Below are 15,654 nucleotides of genomic sequence, written 5' to 3'. Positions count from 1 at the left end.
ACGGAACCGCGCGGCTGCTCGGCGGAGCAGGCCGGCCACGGTTCACCGGCAAAATACGCGGCAAAAACATGCCAAATCGGGTAAACCAGAATCTACGAAGCAAAAGCCGGCGGATGACGGCATGCGTCATCCGCCAATCCTCTTTATTGTTCGACGACTTTGGCGGACTTGACCAGATCAGCCGGCAAGGTCAGGCCTTGCTTGAGCGCTGCCTTAGGATTCACGTAGAGCTCGAATGTCGTGCTGGTTTGCGAAGCGATCTTGCCTGGCGCTTCGCCCTTCAGGATGCGCACCACGATCTTGCCGGTCTGGCGGCCCAGGTCGTAGTAGTTGAGGCCGATCGCAGCGGCAGCGCCGCGCTTGACCGCGCCGGTATCGGCAGCGACCACTGGCAACTTGGCTTGCTCGGCCACTTTGATGATGCCTTCAAGCGCAGACATGACGTTGTTGTCGGTCGGTGCGTAGATGACGTCGGCCTTGCCGATCAGGCTTTGCGCGGCGCTCGGCACGTCGATGGTGCGGGCGGCTGCCGCCTCGACCAGGGTCAGGTCGGTGCCGGCCAGCAGTTTCTTGAGCGACTCAACGATGGATACCGAATTCGCCTCGCCCGGGCTGTAGATGACGCCGATGCGCTTAGCCTTCGGCGCCACCTTGCGGATCAGCTCGATCTGCTTGTCCAGAGGCGACATGTCGGACACGCCGGTGACATTGGTGCCGGAAGCATCCCAGCTCTTCACCAGCTTGGCGGCGACCGGATCGGTCACGGCAGCGTAGACGATAGGCACGGTCTTGGTGGCGGACACCAGCGCCTGGGCGGAAGGGGTGGCGATCGCCACGGCGACGTCCGGCTGGCTGCCGGCATATTTACGGGCGATCTGCGCCGCAGTGCCGGTATTGCCTTGCGCGCTCTGGTATTCGAACTTCAGGTTCTTGCCTGCTTCGTAGCCTTCGGCCTTCAACTCGTCCTTGACGCCGTCGCGCACGGCATCCAGCGCCGGGTGTTCAACGATGGCGGTGACCACCACGGTTTTGTCCGCAGCATAGGCAGCGGAAGCGGAAACGCCCGCCAGGCTCAGCAGCACGACAGATGCAATAGCGGTACGCAAGAAAGGAAATTTCATGACTTTGTCTCCAAATGAGTCAGTTTGGTTGCCGGGAATCGGCCTCTTTATTATATTGCAACAAGGTATTACTCTGGCTTGCGCCCTGCTGCCCTACATATTATTTTGAAAAAAGTATAGCTTTGAACGCTGAAAATTGGTTTGCGAGTTGCGCCCGATTTTTATACGGTTATGAAATATAATTTCGTCACAAATCCAGAAATCGAGAATAAATTGCACAAAATTGATATCGATCAAATCGACCGCAAAATGTTGACCTTCCTGCAGCAGAACGGCCGTGCATCCAATCTGGAACTGGCGGAAGCCGTCAGCCTGTCCGCCCCGCAATGCCACCGCCGCCACCGCCGGCTGGAGGAAGCCGGCTTCATCGTCGGCTATGAAACCAGGCTGAGCCCGGCCAGCCTGGGGCTGAACGTGATCGCCTTTGTCCATGTATCGATGGAGAAAGGACATATTAACGACTTATCGGGATTCAAGGCGGCCATCAACGAATGGCCGCAAATCCTGGAGTGCTACTCGATCACCGGCGATTTCGACTATGTCTTGAAGGTGACCGCGCACGATCTGAAGGAACTGTCGGACTTCCTGATGGAAAAGCTGATGCGCATGCGCGGCGTCAGCGGCGTCCGCTCCAGCGTCTGCCTGGATGAAATCAAGGCCACCAACATGCTGCCGCTGCCGCCAGTCTGAAGCAGCGCCCAAATGAAAAAGCCGCACCCTTGTGGGATGCGGCTTTCTGGAGCGCTGGCGAGATAACGCCCGCACTCTGCCGGCGGGCCGGCGTTCAATAAACCTGATCGTTCTACTGAATCAATCTAATCAAGCCACCTTGGCTTCGAAGAATTGTTCATCTTCGGTCGAACCGTGCAGCGCGGTCGTCGAGGACTGGCCTTGCTGGATGGCCTGGGTCACGGCATCGAAGTAACCGGTGCCGACTTCGCGCTGGTGCTTGACCGCGGTGAAGCCCTTGTCGGCGGCAGCGAATTCCGCTTCCTGCAGTTCGACGAATGCCGACATCTGGTTGCGTGCATAACCGTGCGCCAGGTTGAACATCGAATAGTTCAAGGCGTGGAAGCCGGCCAGCGTGATGAACTGGAACTTGTAGCCCATGGCGCCCAGTTCTTTCTGAAACTTGGCGATGGTGGCGTCGTCCAGGTTCTTTTTCCAGTTGAACGATGGCGAGCAGTTATACGCCAGCATCTTGCCTGGGAACTTGGCGTGCACCGCTTCCGCGAATTTCTTGGCGAACGCCAGGTCCGGCTTGCCGGTTTCGCACCACACCAGGTCGGCGTACGGCGAGTAAGCCAATGCGCGCGAGATGGCCTGGTCGATGCCTGGGCGGGTCTTGTAGAAGCCTTCCACGGTACGCTCGCCGGTCAGGAACGGCTTGTCGTTTTCATCGACGTCGGACGTCAGCAAGTCGGCCGCTTCGGCATCGGTACGGGCGATCACCAGTGTCGAGGTGCCGGAAACGTCGGCCGCCAGGCGTGCTGCGTTCAGTTTTTCAACCGCTTCGCGGCTTGGCACCAGTACTTTGCCGCCCATGTGGCCGCACTTCTTGACCGAAGCCAGCTGATCTTCGAAGTGGACGCCGGCAGCGCCGGCATCGATCATCGACTTCATCAGTTCGTAGGCATTCAGCACGCCGCCGAAACCGGCTTCTGCATCGGCCACGATAGGCGCAAAGAAGTCGATGTCGTTCTTGCCTTCCGACCATTGGATCTGGTCGGCGCGCTGGAAGGTGTTGTTGATGCGCTTGACTACCAGCGGCACCGAGTTGGCCGGATACAGCGACTGGTCGGGATACATTTCACCGGCCAGGTTGGCGTCGCCTGCGACCTGCCAGCCCGACAGATAGATCGCTTTCAAGCCAGCTTTGACTTGCTGCATGGCCTGGTTGCCGGTCAGTGCGCCGAGGGCGTTGACGAATGGCTCTTCGTGCAGCAGCGTCCACAGCTTGTCGGCGCCGCGCTTTGCCAGCGAGTGTTCGATCTGGACCGAACCGCGCAGACGCACTACGTCTTCTGCCGAGTAATTGCGGGTAACGCCCTTCCAGCGTGGATTCTCTGCCCAGTCCTTGGTCAGTGCTGCAACTTGCTGTTCACGTGTAGTCATCGTCGTTCTCCTGTTAAAAACAAAAAGTGAAATCAAATCCGATGACTAAATAGTAGGCTTATCTGTGCGCGGCAACAATGTCTTATATAAGACATATAAGCTTTTTTATTTTCTTTAAATTCAATAACTTAATTTTTAAATTTCGCGATGTGGAATAAAATTTCTGAGAATGAAATTTTAAAATGGTGCTATGCGTTTGCATTTTCCACATTATGAAATGCAAATTGCGTATCCTGAAAAATGAAAAAAAAAAGCGAGGAGCAAGCTCCCCGCCTTCGCCATAGCGCCTTGATTCAGCTGTACAGCCAGCTGCAATCAGAACGCCTTGGTCATCGACAGATAGAAACCGCGCCGCTGTCCGAATTGCGGCGCGCCGACGCCAATGCCGGAACCGTCGCGGATTTCATACACCTTGTCGAACAGATTGATCACGCTCAAGCGGGTCGTGACCTTGCCGATCGGACTCTCGCTGAACACGTGGCTGGCGCCGAGGTTGACTTCGGTATACGCCGCCAGGTGATCGGTATTGGCGAAGCCGCTGCGCAGGCCGCTGCCGAACAAGGCGTCGGCAGTCATGGTGGTGCCGTGCCACACGTAGGAAACGCCGGTCGAAGCGGTGATTGCCTGGTCGTGATCCAGATGCACCCAGTTGCTGGAGATGTAGTCGAGTTTGTCCTGCGAGAAGTTGTACTGGCCAGACACGATATTCTTGCCCAGAGCCGTGGCCCGCGCCAGATTCAGATACGCCCCCAGGTCGCCATTGCGATAATTCAAGGTCAGCTCCAGCCCATAGACCTTGCCCTGCGCATAGTTAAACGGCGTATACAGCAAGGCCGAGCCGAACTGCCCCTCGTCCAGCAGGTTTTCCACTTTCTTGTAGTAGCCGTCCAGTCCCAGGGTCAGGTGCTGCGTCAGCTGATGATTGACGCCCAGATCGAAATAATGTGAACGCTCCGGCTGCACCGGACCGTTCTGGCTGCTGGCGGAAGCATTGGTGGTGCCGTTGAAGCTGGCGATGGTGCTGGAGCCGATCAGTTCGCTGGCCGGCGGCGTGAAGTACCTGGCGTAACCGGCATGGAAGGTGGTGCGCGGCGTCATCTGGTAGACCACGCCGATGCGCGGGCTGAACTGGCTGGCGGTGACATAGGCATTCACCCAGTCGGCGCGGGCGCCGTAATTGACGGTCACCTTGTCGCTGATCTTCCACTCATCCTGCAGATACAAGCCGGTCTGGTTGGTGGTCTTCTGGCTGCTGTCGGCCAGCGCGATCGGCTGGGTCGAGAGCTGGTTGCCGCTGTCGTCGGCCGGGAAAGTCAGCGAATTGTCGCTGTTCTTCAAATTCTCGCGCGTGTAGTTGATGCCGGCGCGGATGGTGTGGCTGGCGTTCAGGCGGTAACTGCCGTCCGCCTGCAGGCCGTTCGCCAGGCCGGTGCGCAATACCCGCGAAGCGACGCCGGTATACAGCAGGTCGCCGACTTGGTCCGGCTCGAACAGCACTTTGGAATAGCGACTGAAGGCGGCCACCTGGTAGTCGATGTCGGCGCCGATCTTCCCTTGCAAGGCGAGGATGCCGTAGCGGTTGGTTTCATGCTGCCGCTCATTGACGCTGGCGGACGGATAGTCGGTCACGCCGTCGAGCTGGAAGCCAGGCGTCTGCCCCGGCAGGTTCGGAATCTGGAAACGGCTGTCCGAATTGCCCAGGATCAGGCTGACGCGGGTATCCGGATCGAGCAGATAGGAAAAATACCCGAAGGCCTTGTTTTGCAAGGTGCGGTCATGCAAGGCGCTGGAAGCGCCGGTAGGATTCTCGATGCCGAGGTTGTTGGCTTCAAACGAACCGTTAATGTAATAGCTGAAGGAATCGGTGCTGCCGCTGACGTCGCCGCTGACCTGGCGCGTATTGTTGCTGCCGATCTGCACGCCGATGTCGCCGCCATTGGCCAGTTCGCCGGTCTTGGTATGGATATCGACCACGCCGGCGGTGCGGTAGCCGTATTGCGCCGGCAAGGCGCCGGTGAGCACGCTGACGCTGTCGACAAAGCGGGTGTCCAGGGTCTGGCCGAAGCCGGAAATGCTTTCCGGCAGGATGATGCCGTTCAGGCGGTATTGCAGATTGGCGTGATCGCCGCGCACGTGCAGCTGGCCGAAGGAATCCTGGGCCACGCCGGGCGCGCGCAGCAGCACTTCATTGAAGGCCGTGTCTTCGCCTTGCGGCATGGCGGCGATTTCCTTGCGGCCGATGCGGTAGATGCTGCTGCCGGTCTCCACCTGGATGCCGTTGCGGGCGCGGTCGAGGCGGTCGGCGGTGACCACCACCGCATTGCTGGCATCGACCTTGCCGGCCTGACTGGCTTTCAGGGTCACGTCCGCCGTCGCGCCGTTTTCGTCGGCCACGGTGACGGTGCCGTTCTCAGACTGGAAAGAAGGCTTGCCGACGCTGATGGCGTAGCTGCCGGGGGCGATGTCGCTGAACGTGAAACGGCCTTGCTGGTCGCTCCTGGTGGTGCCTACCGCTTTGCCGGTAGCGTCCTTGAGGGCAACCGTCGCATCCGGCAAAGGATGGCCGAGGGCATCGTGAATGGCGCCGCTGATCTGTTTAGGGGCGGACTGCGCATAGGCCGCAGGAAGCACGAAGCCATAGGCTAGCGCAATCAGGGCGCTTAATTGTAGTCGGCGCAACAAGCGTGTTTTCATACTCAAACTCCGGTAAGACGAATAACCCGGCCGGCATTTCCCGCATCTGCCCAATCAGAGATCGGGGCGCACGGAAAATCGCTATGGGCTGCTTGGTGTCAAGCAGCCTCAGGCCGAAAGAAAAAACAGAACGTCAGACCAGGGAGGATGGCGGAGCTTGGGAATGCGGCGTCAGATAGTGTTTCTGCGCCGGAGTAAAGGAATATGCCGGTTCGGCGGTGCTGCTGTAGACGAATACCAGTACCGGCGTCAGCACCGGCACCGGGGTGGATGGGACCGGCGCCGGGAAATCGGCCGCCAGATCGCAGCTGATGCAGTCGGAAGACACTTCCGCCAGGCTGTGCTTGTGGAAGGCCATCCCGACCAGCTGCAGCACCAGGATCGCCAGCGCCAACCACAGTGCGCACTGCTGCAAACGCAGCTTGAAGCGGCGCCGTGCATGGAAACGGGATTCGACGATCAGGCGCATGGCGGCGCCCCGCGCTTGGCCCGCACCCAGTCCTGCCCGGCCGCGCACGCCTCCGGCCCGCGTTCTGGGCGCGGCGCTGGCTGAATGGGGCTGGATTGAGGACGCATGCGATGCAAGCCTGTTTTATAAGCGGAAATTGGAACGGCAAGCAGAGAGTGTAATCGCGAACCGGCATTGCTTGCAAGCCAATTGCAACACAGTTGCAGGGATTGTCATGCGTTTCCAGGCCGGCTGCCAGCAGCGCTCTGTTTGACATTCAGGCAGGCCGCGGATCGTCGTGGCCCGGGCCAAGCCCCATCAAAAATGTTTCTACACAGCCATGCAAGTTCCTCCATAATATGCCACAACTTTTTTCCTGACCTGTCACATTTACCAGGGCAATCATGACAAATCCTTCCCCGTCGTCGCGTTCACGTATCGGCTGGCGCAAGCCGCTTGCCCTGTTGCTGGTCATGGCGCTTGGCGGCGGCGGCTGGCTCGCCCTGCACGGCAAGAACAGCGACGCCAGACAGGCCGGCAACGGCCAGGCGGAACAGCCGAAGGCGCATGCGTTTGAGCTGGCGGCCAGCGACGTTGCGCTGATCGGCGCCAGGGAGCTGCACATCACCCTGCCGTTGTCGGGATCGCTGATGCCGCTGGTGCAGGCCACGGTCAAATCCAAGGTCGCCGCCGAAGTCCGTGAAACCCTGGTGCGCGAAGGGATGCAGGTCAAGCGCGGCCAGGTCATGGCCCAGCTCGACACGGCCGACCTGAAGGCGCGCTACGCCAGCCAGCAGGCGACGCTGGACGAAGCCAGGGCCAAGCTGGCGCTGGCCAACAAGAACCATGACATCAACCAGATGCTGCTGAAGCAGAAATACATCTCGCAAAACGCCTTCGATACCGCCCACAACAGCGTCGAGGTGGCGGAAGCGGCGGTCAAGTCAGCCTCGTCGCAGCTGGAAATCGCACAGCGGGCGATGGATGACGCCACCATCCACGCACCGATCGCCGGCATCGTCAGCAAGCGCGAAATCCAGCAAGGCGACAAGGTCTCGCCCGACTCGCCGCTGTTTTCCATCATGGACCTGAGCCAGATGACGCTGGAAGCCCAGGTGCCGGCCAGCGAGATCCCGAGAGTCAAGCTGGGCCAGGACGTGACCTTTGCGGTGGACGGCTTCCAGGAGCGCCGCTTCGCCGGCAAGGTGACGCGCGTCAATCCCGCTACCGAAGCCGGCTCGCGCGCCATCAAGGTGTATATCGCCGTCAACAACAACGATGGCGCGCTGAAAGGCGGCATGTTCGCCAAGGGCGCCATCACCTTGCAAAAATCGGAAGTGCGGCCGCTGCTGCCGCTGGGCGCGCTCCGCCGCGAAAACGGCGTCGACCTGGTCTACACGGTGCAAAACAACCTGATCGTGGCGCAGCCGGTGACGCTGGGCTTGCGCAACGACGATGAAAACCTGGCCGAAGTGACTTCCGGCCTGGCGGCAGGCGCGCATGTGATCGTGGTCAGGCTGGACGGCGTCAAGCCCGGCAGCGCGGTCAAGATGGCAGAAAACGCCGGCGCCAAGCGCAACAGCTAAGGGACACGACGCGCCATGTGGATAACCAAAATCAGTATCAACCATCCGGTGTTCGCCACCATGGTGATGGTGGCCTTGCTGGTGCTCGGCCTGTTCTCCTACCAGGAACTGGGGCTGGAACAGATGCCGGACATACAGACGCCCGGCCTGCTGATCGAGATGCGCTACCCAGGCGCATCGCCGGAAGCCGTCGAGAACGACATCACCAAGCCGATCGAAGACACCATCAATTCGGTCAGCGGCATCAAGACCATCCTCTCCAGCTCATATGAAGGACGCAACGACACTTGGGTGACCTTCGAGCTGAGCGTCAACATGGACCGCGCGGTGCAGGAAGTGCGCGACAAGATCGCCCAGATCCGTCCCAGCATGCCAAAGGACGCCAAGGATCCATTCATCGTCCGCGGCGACACCCTCAACAGCCAGCCGCTGGCCTCGCTCAGCGTGACCTCAAGCACACGGAGCCTGCGCGACCTCTCTACCCTGACCGAACAGATCATCGTCAAGCGCCTGCAGGCGGTGGCCGGCGTCGCCAAGATCGCTGTCGGCGGCAACGTCAGCCGCCAGGTGCTGGTCAATCTCAAGCCCGAGCAGATGGCGGCGCAGAAAGTCGGCGTCGATGAAGTCTTGAATGCGATCCAGAGCACCAACCAGGACATGCCGGCCGGCCTCATCACCCGCGGCGCCTCCGAACAGCTGGTGCGGCTGGAAGGCAAGATGAAAGATCCGCGCGCCTTCGGCCAGATCATCGTCGCCCGCCGCGCCGGCACCCCGGTCTACCTGGACCAGGTGGCGCAGATCGTCGACGGCGAGCGCGAAGAAACCTCGATCTCGCGCTTCAACGGCCAGCGCGCCATCAACCTGGACATCACCAAGATCCAGGACGCCAACATCGTCGCGGTAGGCGACGGCGTGCGCAACGAAGTGGAAGTCCTGAAGACGCAGCTGCCGAAGGATGTCGAGATCAAGATCGTCCATGCCAATTCAGACAACGTCAAAAGCTCGCTCGACCGGGTCAAGGAAACCATCCTTGAAGGCGCGGCGCTGACGATCCTGATCGTGTTCCTGTTCCTGCACTCCTGGCGCAGCACCATCATTACCGGCCTGACCCTGCCGATTTCGGTGATCGCCAGCTTCATCGCCCTGCACGCTTTCGGCTTCACCCTGAACTTCATGACCCTGATGGCGCTGTCGCTGTGCATCGGCTTGCTGATCGACGACGCCATCGTGGTGCGCGAAAACATCGTGCGCCACCTCGACATGGGCAAGAGCCACGTCGCCGCGGCGCGCGACGGCACCCAGGAAATCGGCCTGGCGGTGATGGCCACCACCTTTGCCATCGTTGCCGTATTTGTGCCGGTAGCCTTCATGAAGGGCATTATCGGCCGCTTCTTCCTGCAGTTCGGCGTCACCGTCACGGTGGCGGTGCTGGTGTCCCTGTTCGTCAGCTTTACGCTGGACCCGATGCTGTCCTCGGTCTGGCCCGATCCGCCGGAGAACCGCTTCCAGCGCCTGCCCTGGCTGGCGCGCCTGATGGCCGGCATCGAACACTTGATCGAGCGCATCCACGGCGTCTACGGCCGCATCCTGCAGCGCGCTCTGGCCTGGCGCAAGACCACGCTCACCCTGGCGCTGGCGCTGTTCGTCGGCAGCCTGTTCCTGGCGCCGCTGGTCGGCACCGAATTCATTCCGGATACCGACCAGGGCTTCATCGCCCTCAAGCTCAAGACTCCGGTCGGCTCCAGCCTGGTGTACACCGACAGCAAGATGCGCCAGGTCGAAGACGCGCTGCGCAAGATGCCGCAGATCGAGACCATCAGCACCACCGTCGGCACCGACGACGGCCGCAATGCAGCCGACATGAACCTGACTTTGACCAATCGCAACACCAGCCATCGCATCGCGCAGAAGGAAGTGGAAAAGAATATCCGCGAGCGCCTGAAATCGATTCCCGGGATTGAGCTGTCGGTCGGCTGGGACAAGCCTATCTATGTGGCGATTCTCGGCCCCGAGACCGACAAGCTGAGCGCCATCGCCGACCAGGTGATGCTGAAGATCGGCAAGATCAAGGGCATCACCGACCTCGAAAACAGCCTGACCGCGGCCAACCCGGCGGTCACCATCAAGGTCAACAACACCCTGGCCAGCGACCTCGGCCTGAGCGTGCAGCAGATCGGCGCCGCCCTGCGGCCGTTCGTCTCTGGCGACGCCAACGGCCACTGGCTGGCGGCGGACGGGCAAAACTATGAAGTCAATGTGCAGCTGCCGAAATCCGGCCGGCAGAAGATCGCCGACCTCGGCGACCTGTCGGTCGCCAGCAGCAACCTCGACAGCGACGGCAAGCCGATCATGGTGCCGCTGCGGCAAGTGGTCGAATTCGTCCACACCTCCAGCCCGCGCGTAATCAAGCGCCAGGACCTGCAGCGCCGCATCGGCATCTACGCCAACGTCGAAGGCCGTCCTTCGGGCGACGTCGGCACCGAGGTGCAGGCCGTGATCAAGCAGATCGAACTGCCGCCAGGCTATCGTTTCGACGTCGGCGGCCGCACCAAGGACATGCAGGAAGCATTCGGCTCGGCGCTGGCGGCGCTGGGCATTGCCGTGATCTTCATCTACCTGATCCTGGCTTCGCAGTTCGGCAGCTTCCTGCAGCCGATCGCCATCATGGCCTCGCTGCCGTTTTCGCTGATCGGCGTGTTCCTGGCCTTGCTGATCACCGGCAGCACCCTGAACATCTTTTCCATCATCGGCTTCATCATGCTGATGGGACTGGTCACCAAGAATGCGATCCTGCTGGTCGATTTCAGCAACCGCGAACAGCGCGGCGGCCGCTCGCAATACGAGGCCATCCTGACGGCCGGCCAGGTGCGCCTGCGCCCTATCCTGATGACCACGCTGGCGATGCTGTTCGGCATGCTGCCGATGGCGCTGGGCCTGGGCGACGGCGGCGAAACCCAGGCGCCGATGGGACGCGCGGTGATCGGCGGCATCATCACCTCGACCCTGCTGACCTTGGTGGTGGTGCCGGTGGCCTATAGCTACCTGGACAGCTGGGGCAAGCGGGCGCTGCGCTATTTCAAGGGCGGCCACGCCAAGGAAGCGGAGACGGCGGCGCTGCCCAGCAAATCCTGATTTTCAGCTCAGCGGTGATCCAGCCCCTGCGCCCGCATGCGTTCGGCGGGATCGCTAAAGGTCTGGTTGCGCAAGGCCTCGATCTGCCGGTTGCGGTCTTGTTCGGCGCTGCCGCTCTGCTGGCTGATCTGCTCCGCGGCCTGGCGATACCGGGTGTAGCGCTCTTGCCAGGCCTGCTCTTCCCGGCCAAGCTGATCAAAGCGCTGCGCCGCCGCCGGACCGAACTGCTGCGCCATCATGTCGCGCTGCGCCTGCTGGCTGGCGCCCTGCTGCCGCAACTGGCGTAGATCGTCAAAGCTCTTTTGCACGGGATCGGCAGCGCTTAAGCCACTCTTGACGCCGCTGCGCAAAGCCGCCAGCATGCGTTGCGATTCCGCCTCCTCTTCGCCAAACCAGATCCTCGCCGCCTCCATGCCCAGCATGTCCTGGCGCAAGCGCGACAACTGCGCCAGCCAGCTTGCCACGCGCTCCGCATCCAGCGGCGCCATCTTGCTGTCCGCCGTCAGCGCCGGCGGAGTTTGCCGCTCCAGCAGCGCATCATGCGCCGCCAGATACGCGACATAAGCGCGCGCCAGCCGTTCGCCGTCGGCGTAGGCCGGCGCCGGCAGGCTGCTCTTCAGGTAAGCCAGCAGCTGCGCCATGTGTTCACTGCGGGAACCGGGCAAGCCGCCCAGCAGGTAGTAATCGAACACATCGCGCAAGGCGCGGCTGACTTGCAGATGCTGGTCCGCGCCCACCGCCAGCCCTGGCGGCGGGCTGGTGTCCCTGGCGGGCGGCAGATTGTCGCTCACGGCGGCGTTCAACTGTCCGGGACCGAAGCGGTCCGCCGCGTTGGCGGGAATAGCTGCTTGCGTGCCGGCGGCAGCCGCTGCCGGTTGCGCCGAGCGAGAGCAAAACAGCGCTGCGGCAAGCAAACCAAGCACCACCACCGCCATCCCTAGCATAAACCGGTGTCTGGTCTGCATCGCTGCTCCTACAGACCGGCGGTCTTGAGACGATTGGCCTGGGTGCGGATGGTCACCACAGGATCGGCGCTGAACAGGCCGCGCAGGCCGAACAGCTGGTTGACCTCGTCCAGGTGGTTCCAGCCGTACACGCCCAGCTCACGGCCGAAGCGCGCGCTGCATACCGGCACCAGCCCATCGTTGGCGCCGCCGCCGGCAGTCTTGATGATCACGCTGCCGAGCACCATGATCGGATCGGTGACATCGAGGACATTGGTGCCGGCCTGGTTGCCGGTCCAGGAATACAGCAGCTGGGTATTGCCGCTGCGGACCTCGGACGCAGCGCCATTCACGCTGCAGTTGGCGGGCACGCCGGCGCTGGGATAAAGACGGTTGAAATTCGCCGCACCGGCCGTGGTCAGGCCGCTCAAGGCAGCCAGCGGATCTTGCGGCTGCGGATTGCCGACAAACAGGCTGAGCAGCTGCCCGAGCACCGAGGTGCCGTCAGCCAGCAGGTTTTTCAGGGCCTGGGGCGTCATGCTGACCGTGTCGGCTACCGGGGTTCCCGCATGCGGCGTGGCGATGGTGGTGACCGAGGCGATCCATTGCGGCTTGACCGCGGCGGCGTAGCGTGAAGTGGTGCCGCCCTGGCTATGCGAAATCAGGTTGACCTTGCTGGCGCCGGTAGCAGCCAGCACGCTGCTGATCTGCTTCAGCAATTCCTCGCCGCGCTGTTCGTCGCTGTTGAAGGCGGCGACGTCGGCGACATATACCGTGGCGCCGTTGGCGCGCAGGTCGCTGGGGATCTGCCACCAGTAATCGACCACGCCGAAGTACTTGGAAGTGCCGGCCAGCCCGTGCACCAGCACGATCGGATACTTGGTTTGCGCGTAGGCGCTGGACGCTGAGGTCCCGAACAGGCTGAACACGGAAGCCTGGGCCTGCCCCCACGGCAGGCAACAGCAAAAGACAGAAGCAACTGCGATTCGGCGTAGCGATTTCATCATCACATCTCCTTAAATAAACGCACGGTCGTGCTCTTTTGTTATCTCAATGGTACACATATACAGACCTGTCTACAATCAATACCCATCGTGCAGAGCAGCATTGCAAACCGCCCGCCCGCAGCGGCCGGCAGCAGCCTTCGAGCCGGCAGGGCATAATGACGCGGCCCGTCAAATCACTAGACACTAGATCAACAGGAGAGAACATGCCCACCCGTGAAGAAACCCTGGCGCAATGGCAGGCGCAGGAAAGCGCTGTGCGCGCCAAACTGGCCGCTCCCGGCGTCGCCTCGCTGGAGCAGCTGAAGCAATGCAGCGGTGTCGAGTTTTTACAACGCATCCTGGACGGCGAACTGCCGATACCGCCGATTGCGCAGACGCTCGATTTCACCCTGCTGGAAGCGGAGCCGGGCCGGGTGATCTTCCAAGGCACGCCGGGCATGCAGCACTACAACCCGATCGGCAGCGTGCATGGCGGCTACTTTTGCACCTTGCTGGATTCGGCGCTGGGCTGCGCGGTGCAATCCACCCTGCCGAAAGGGAGCGGCTACACCACGCTGGAACTGAAGGTCAACCTGATCCGCGCGCTGACCGACAAGACCGGCCCGGTGCGCGCCATCGGCAAGGTGATACAGGTCGGCGGCAGGGTCGGCGTGGCGGAAGCCAATATCGTCGACGTCGATGGAAAAATTTATGCGCACGCCACTACCACTTGCCTGGTGTTTGCGCTACCATAGCGAAGCCGGTTCAGTGCCTGGCCCTGCGGCATGCAGCAAGCGCGCCAGGCGCATCCCATGCGCCGCGACACAACATGGCTCTCCCGCAATCAGCCGGAAGCAATTCTCCCCGTCTTCGCAAAAACCGTCTAACACCGATTGCCGCTTTAAACTAGCTGTCACTTTTTATAGCTAGCAAAACGGAAAACCAGCAGCTATATTCTTTTGCGCCTGGAAGCGGCAGACGACCCGCACGCCACCCATCGCATGCATTAAATTCAATTCGTAAAGCTATCTGTTTTACGCATGCCCCAATGCGGACCGCCGAGTCATGCAGTCAGCGCACAGGCACGCAGATCATTCCCGTTTCATTCATGACATGGAGAACTGCTTGGAAATCGTCGCCCCTCCGGCTGCCGCAACTGCGCTGACCACTGCCCAAACGGCGGTGTGGCTTGGCGTCAAATGCGCCGCGCCTGGCTACAACTTCAACCTCGCCGAGGCCGTCGACATCTTCGGCGAGATCGACCTTGCGCGGTTCCTGGCAGCCATGCAGACAGTGGCGGATGAAAGCGAGTCGGCGCGCCTGCGCCTGCTCGATACCGAACGCGGACCGCGCCAGATCGTGGAGCCAGGCTTCAGCGGCGAGCTGCCTTATCTCGACTTCAGCCGCGAGCGTGATCCGAAAGCCGCCGCGCAAGCCTGGATGCGCGCCGATTTCAGCCGCGCCGTCGATCTGACGCGCGGCCGGCCCTGGCTGTCGGCATTGCTGCGCACCGCCCGCGACCACTACGTCTGGTATCACCGCAGCCATCGCATCTTGCTTGACGGCTCAGACGGCGGCATGATGGCGCGCCGTCTGGCCGATGTCTATAGCGCGCTGGTCAAGAACCAGACGCTGCCGGCCGCAACTGCCTTGCCGTCCATTGCGCAACTGCTGCAAGAAGAACACGACTACCGCGGATCGGAGCGCTACGCGAGCGACCGCCAATACTGGATGGAACGCTTCAGCCATGCGCCGCCGCCATTGACCCTGGCGGCTCAGCCCTCGGCCGATAGCGCCGGCTTGCTGCGCCAGAGCGCCCGCTTTCCGGTTGCCGGCGTGCATGCCTTGCGCGGCATCGCGCGCAAGCTGGAGATTCCCATGCCGCAGCTCCTGATTGCAGTCACTGCCGCTTTCCTGTATCGCGCTACCGGCATGGCGGACATGGTGATCGGCGTGGCGGCGCAGGCGGCTGAAATCCTGCCGCTGCGGCTGGCGCTGAGCGCGGAGCTGTCCATCGAAGAATTGATGCGAGACGTCAGCCGGCAGATGCGGCAAATCCTGCGACACCAATCCTATCCGTACGAACAGCTGCGTAACGATTTGCACATGCTGTCCGGACAAAGACAGTTGTTCAGCACCGTGGTCAAGGTCGAATCTTGCCACAGCGATCTGCATTTCGGCAGCCATCCGGCCAAGCTGCGCCAGCTGTGCGGCGGCAGCGCCCAGGACCTGGCGATCTCTCTCTACGAACGCGGCGCCGGCCAGGACTTGTACATCGAGTTTGACGCCAATCCTGCGCTTCATGACGCACAGATGCTGGCCGAACACCAGCGCCGGCTGCTCACCTTCCTGGCGGCGGCGACGCATAGCCCGGCGCAGAAGATCGGCCAGCTGGAACTGTCCGATGCGACCGGGCGCAAGCATCTGCCGGCAAGCCGCAACGATGCCGAACCCGCGGCCGCGGAAAGCAATCTGTCGCGCCTGATAGAAGAACAGCTCGCGCGCAGCGAGCACGCCGCTGCGCTGCATTTCGACGGCGAGCCGCTGCCGCGGCGCAGCGCTGAAAACACCCCTAATTGATGATCGCCGCGGCAACCCAGGCAAATTCTGCTTGAGCCGCCGCGCGGC

11 protein-coding genes are annotated in these 15,654 nt (G+C 61.7%); 5 read left to right on the top strand and 6 right to left on the bottom strand.

Features of this window, described 5'->3' with window-relative positions; all coding sequences use genetic code 11:
* Positions 1 to 143: 143 nt before the first annotated feature.
* A complete protein-coding gene (locus tag AC07V8_RS01385) occupies positions 144 to 1,121 on the bottom strand; it encodes an ABC transporter substrate-binding protein (protein WP_494676988.1) in 978 nt (325 codons plus the stop codon).
* A gap of 213 nt (positions 1,122 to 1,334) precedes the next feature.
* On the opposite strand from AC07V8_RS01385, the gene AC07V8_RS01380 reads away from it, so the two are divergent.
* Positions 1,335 to 1,811, top strand: coding sequence for an Lrp/AsnC family transcriptional regulator (locus tag AC07V8_RS01380; RefSeq protein WP_211440633.1), 477 nt, complete (start codon positions 1,335 to 1,337; stop codon positions 1,809 to 1,811).
* A gap of 129 nt (positions 1,812 to 1,940) precedes the next feature.
* Here AC07V8_RS01380 and aceA read toward each other — a convergent pair whose 3' ends face one another.
* The 3 genes from aceA to AC07V8_RS01365 form a co-directional block, all read right to left on the bottom strand.
* Positions 1,941 to 3,236 (bottom strand): isocitrate lyase, encoded by a 1,296-nt coding sequence (gene aceA, locus AC07V8_RS01375; RefSeq protein ID WP_494676989.1) that lies wholly within the window; start codon positions 3,234 to 3,236, stop codon positions 1,941 to 1,943.
* A gap of 315 nt (positions 3,237 to 3,551) precedes the next feature.
* Positions 3,552 to 5,930 (bottom strand): TonB-dependent receptor, encoded by a 2,379-nt coding sequence (locus AC07V8_RS01370; RefSeq protein ID WP_494676990.1) that lies wholly within the window; start codon positions 5,928 to 5,930, stop codon positions 3,552 to 3,554.
* Between the two features lie 133 nt (positions 5,931 to 6,063).
* Positions 6,064 to 6,399 (bottom strand): hypothetical protein, encoded by a 336-nt coding sequence (locus AC07V8_RS01365; protein WP_494676991.1) that lies wholly within the window; start codon positions 6,397 to 6,399, stop codon positions 6,064 to 6,066.
* Positions 6,400 to 6,782: 383 nt separating this feature from the next.
* Between AC07V8_RS01365 and AC07V8_RS01360 the strand changes: the two genes are divergently transcribed.
* Positions 6,783 to 7,964: an efflux RND transporter periplasmic adaptor subunit gene (locus AC07V8_RS01360; protein ID WP_494676992.1), complete on the top strand. Its 1,182-nt coding sequence runs from the start codon at positions 6,783 to 6,785 to the stop codon at positions 7,962 to 7,964.
* Positions 7,965 to 7,979: 15 nt separating this feature from the next.
* On the top strand, positions 7,980 to 11,096 hold the full coding sequence (locus AC07V8_RS01355; RefSeq protein WP_494676993.1) for an efflux RND transporter permease subunit: 3,117 nt from the start codon (positions 7,980 to 7,982) through the stop codon (positions 11,094 to 11,096).
* 8 nt (positions 11,097 to 11,104) lie between these two features.
* Here AC07V8_RS01355 and AC07V8_RS01350 read toward each other — a convergent pair whose 3' ends face one another.
* Together AC07V8_RS01350 and AC07V8_RS01345 are read right to left on the bottom strand one after the other, a co-directional pair.
* Positions 11,105 to 12,061 carry a lipase secretion chaperone gene (locus AC07V8_RS01350; protein WP_494676994.1) on the bottom strand — a complete coding sequence of 319 codons (957 nt, stop codon included), beginning with the start codon at positions 12,059 to 12,061 and terminating at the stop codon, positions 11,105 to 11,107.
* A gap of 8 nt (positions 12,062 to 12,069) precedes the next feature.
* A complete protein-coding gene (locus AC07V8_RS01345) occupies positions 12,070 to 13,047 on the bottom strand; it encodes a lipase family alpha/beta hydrolase (protein WP_494676995.1) in 978 nt (325 codons plus the stop codon).
* Positions 13,048 to 13,250: 203 nt separating this feature from the next.
* Between AC07V8_RS01345 and AC07V8_RS01340 the strand changes: the two genes are divergently transcribed.
* Positions 13,251 to 13,781 carry a PaaI family thioesterase gene (locus AC07V8_RS01340; protein WP_494676996.1) on the top strand — a complete coding sequence of 177 codons (531 nt, stop codon included), beginning with the start codon at positions 13,251 to 13,253 and terminating at the stop codon, positions 13,779 to 13,781.
* A 370-nt stretch (positions 13,782 to 14,151) separates the two neighbouring features.
* Positions 14,152 to 15,606, top strand: a complete 1,455-nt coding sequence (locus tag AC07V8_RS01335) for a condensation domain-containing protein (RefSeq protein WP_494676997.1) — start codon at positions 14,152 to 14,154, stop codon at positions 15,604 to 15,606.
* Positions 15,607 to 15,654 lie beyond the last annotated feature (48 nt).

It is taken from the genome of Collimonas sp. GW821-FHT02H07 (assembly GCF_059421505.1).
This window is presented reverse-complemented; position numbering and strand designations above follow the sequence as displayed.

Coding starts and splice junctions, on each gene's coding strand:
- AC07V8_RS01385 (WP_494676988.1), bottom strand. CDS start 1,121: ATGAAATTTCCTTTCTTGCGTACCGCTATTGCATCTGTCGTGCTGCTG.
- aceA (WP_494676989.1), bottom strand. CDS start 3,236: ATGACTACACGTGAACAGCAAGTTGCAGCACTGACCAAGGACTGGGCA.
- AC07V8_RS01370 (WP_494676990.1), bottom strand. CDS start 5,930: ATGAAAACACGCTTGTTGCGCCGACTACAATTAAGCGCCCTGATTGCG.
- AC07V8_RS01365 (WP_494676991.1), bottom strand. CDS start 6,399: ATGCGCCTGATCGTCGAATCCCGTTTCCATGCACGGCGCCGCTTCAAG.
- AC07V8_RS01360 (WP_494676992.1), top strand. CDS start 6,783: ATGACAAATCCTTCCCCGTCGTCGCGTTCACGTATCGGCTGGCGCAAG.
- AC07V8_RS01355 (WP_494676993.1), top strand. CDS start 7,980: ATGTGGATAACCAAAATCAGTATCAACCATCCGGTGTTCGCCACCATG.
- AC07V8_RS01350 (WP_494676994.1), bottom strand. CDS start 12,061: ATGCAGACCAGACACCGGTTTATGCTAGGGATGGCGGTGGTGGTGCTT.
- AC07V8_RS01345 (WP_494676995.1), bottom strand. CDS start 13,047: ATGATGAAATCGCTACGCCGAATCGCAGTTGCTTCTGTCTTTTGCTGT.
- AC07V8_RS01340 (WP_494676996.1), top strand. CDS start 13,251: ATGCCCACCCGTGAAGAAACCCTGGCGCAATGGCAGGCGCAGGAAAGC.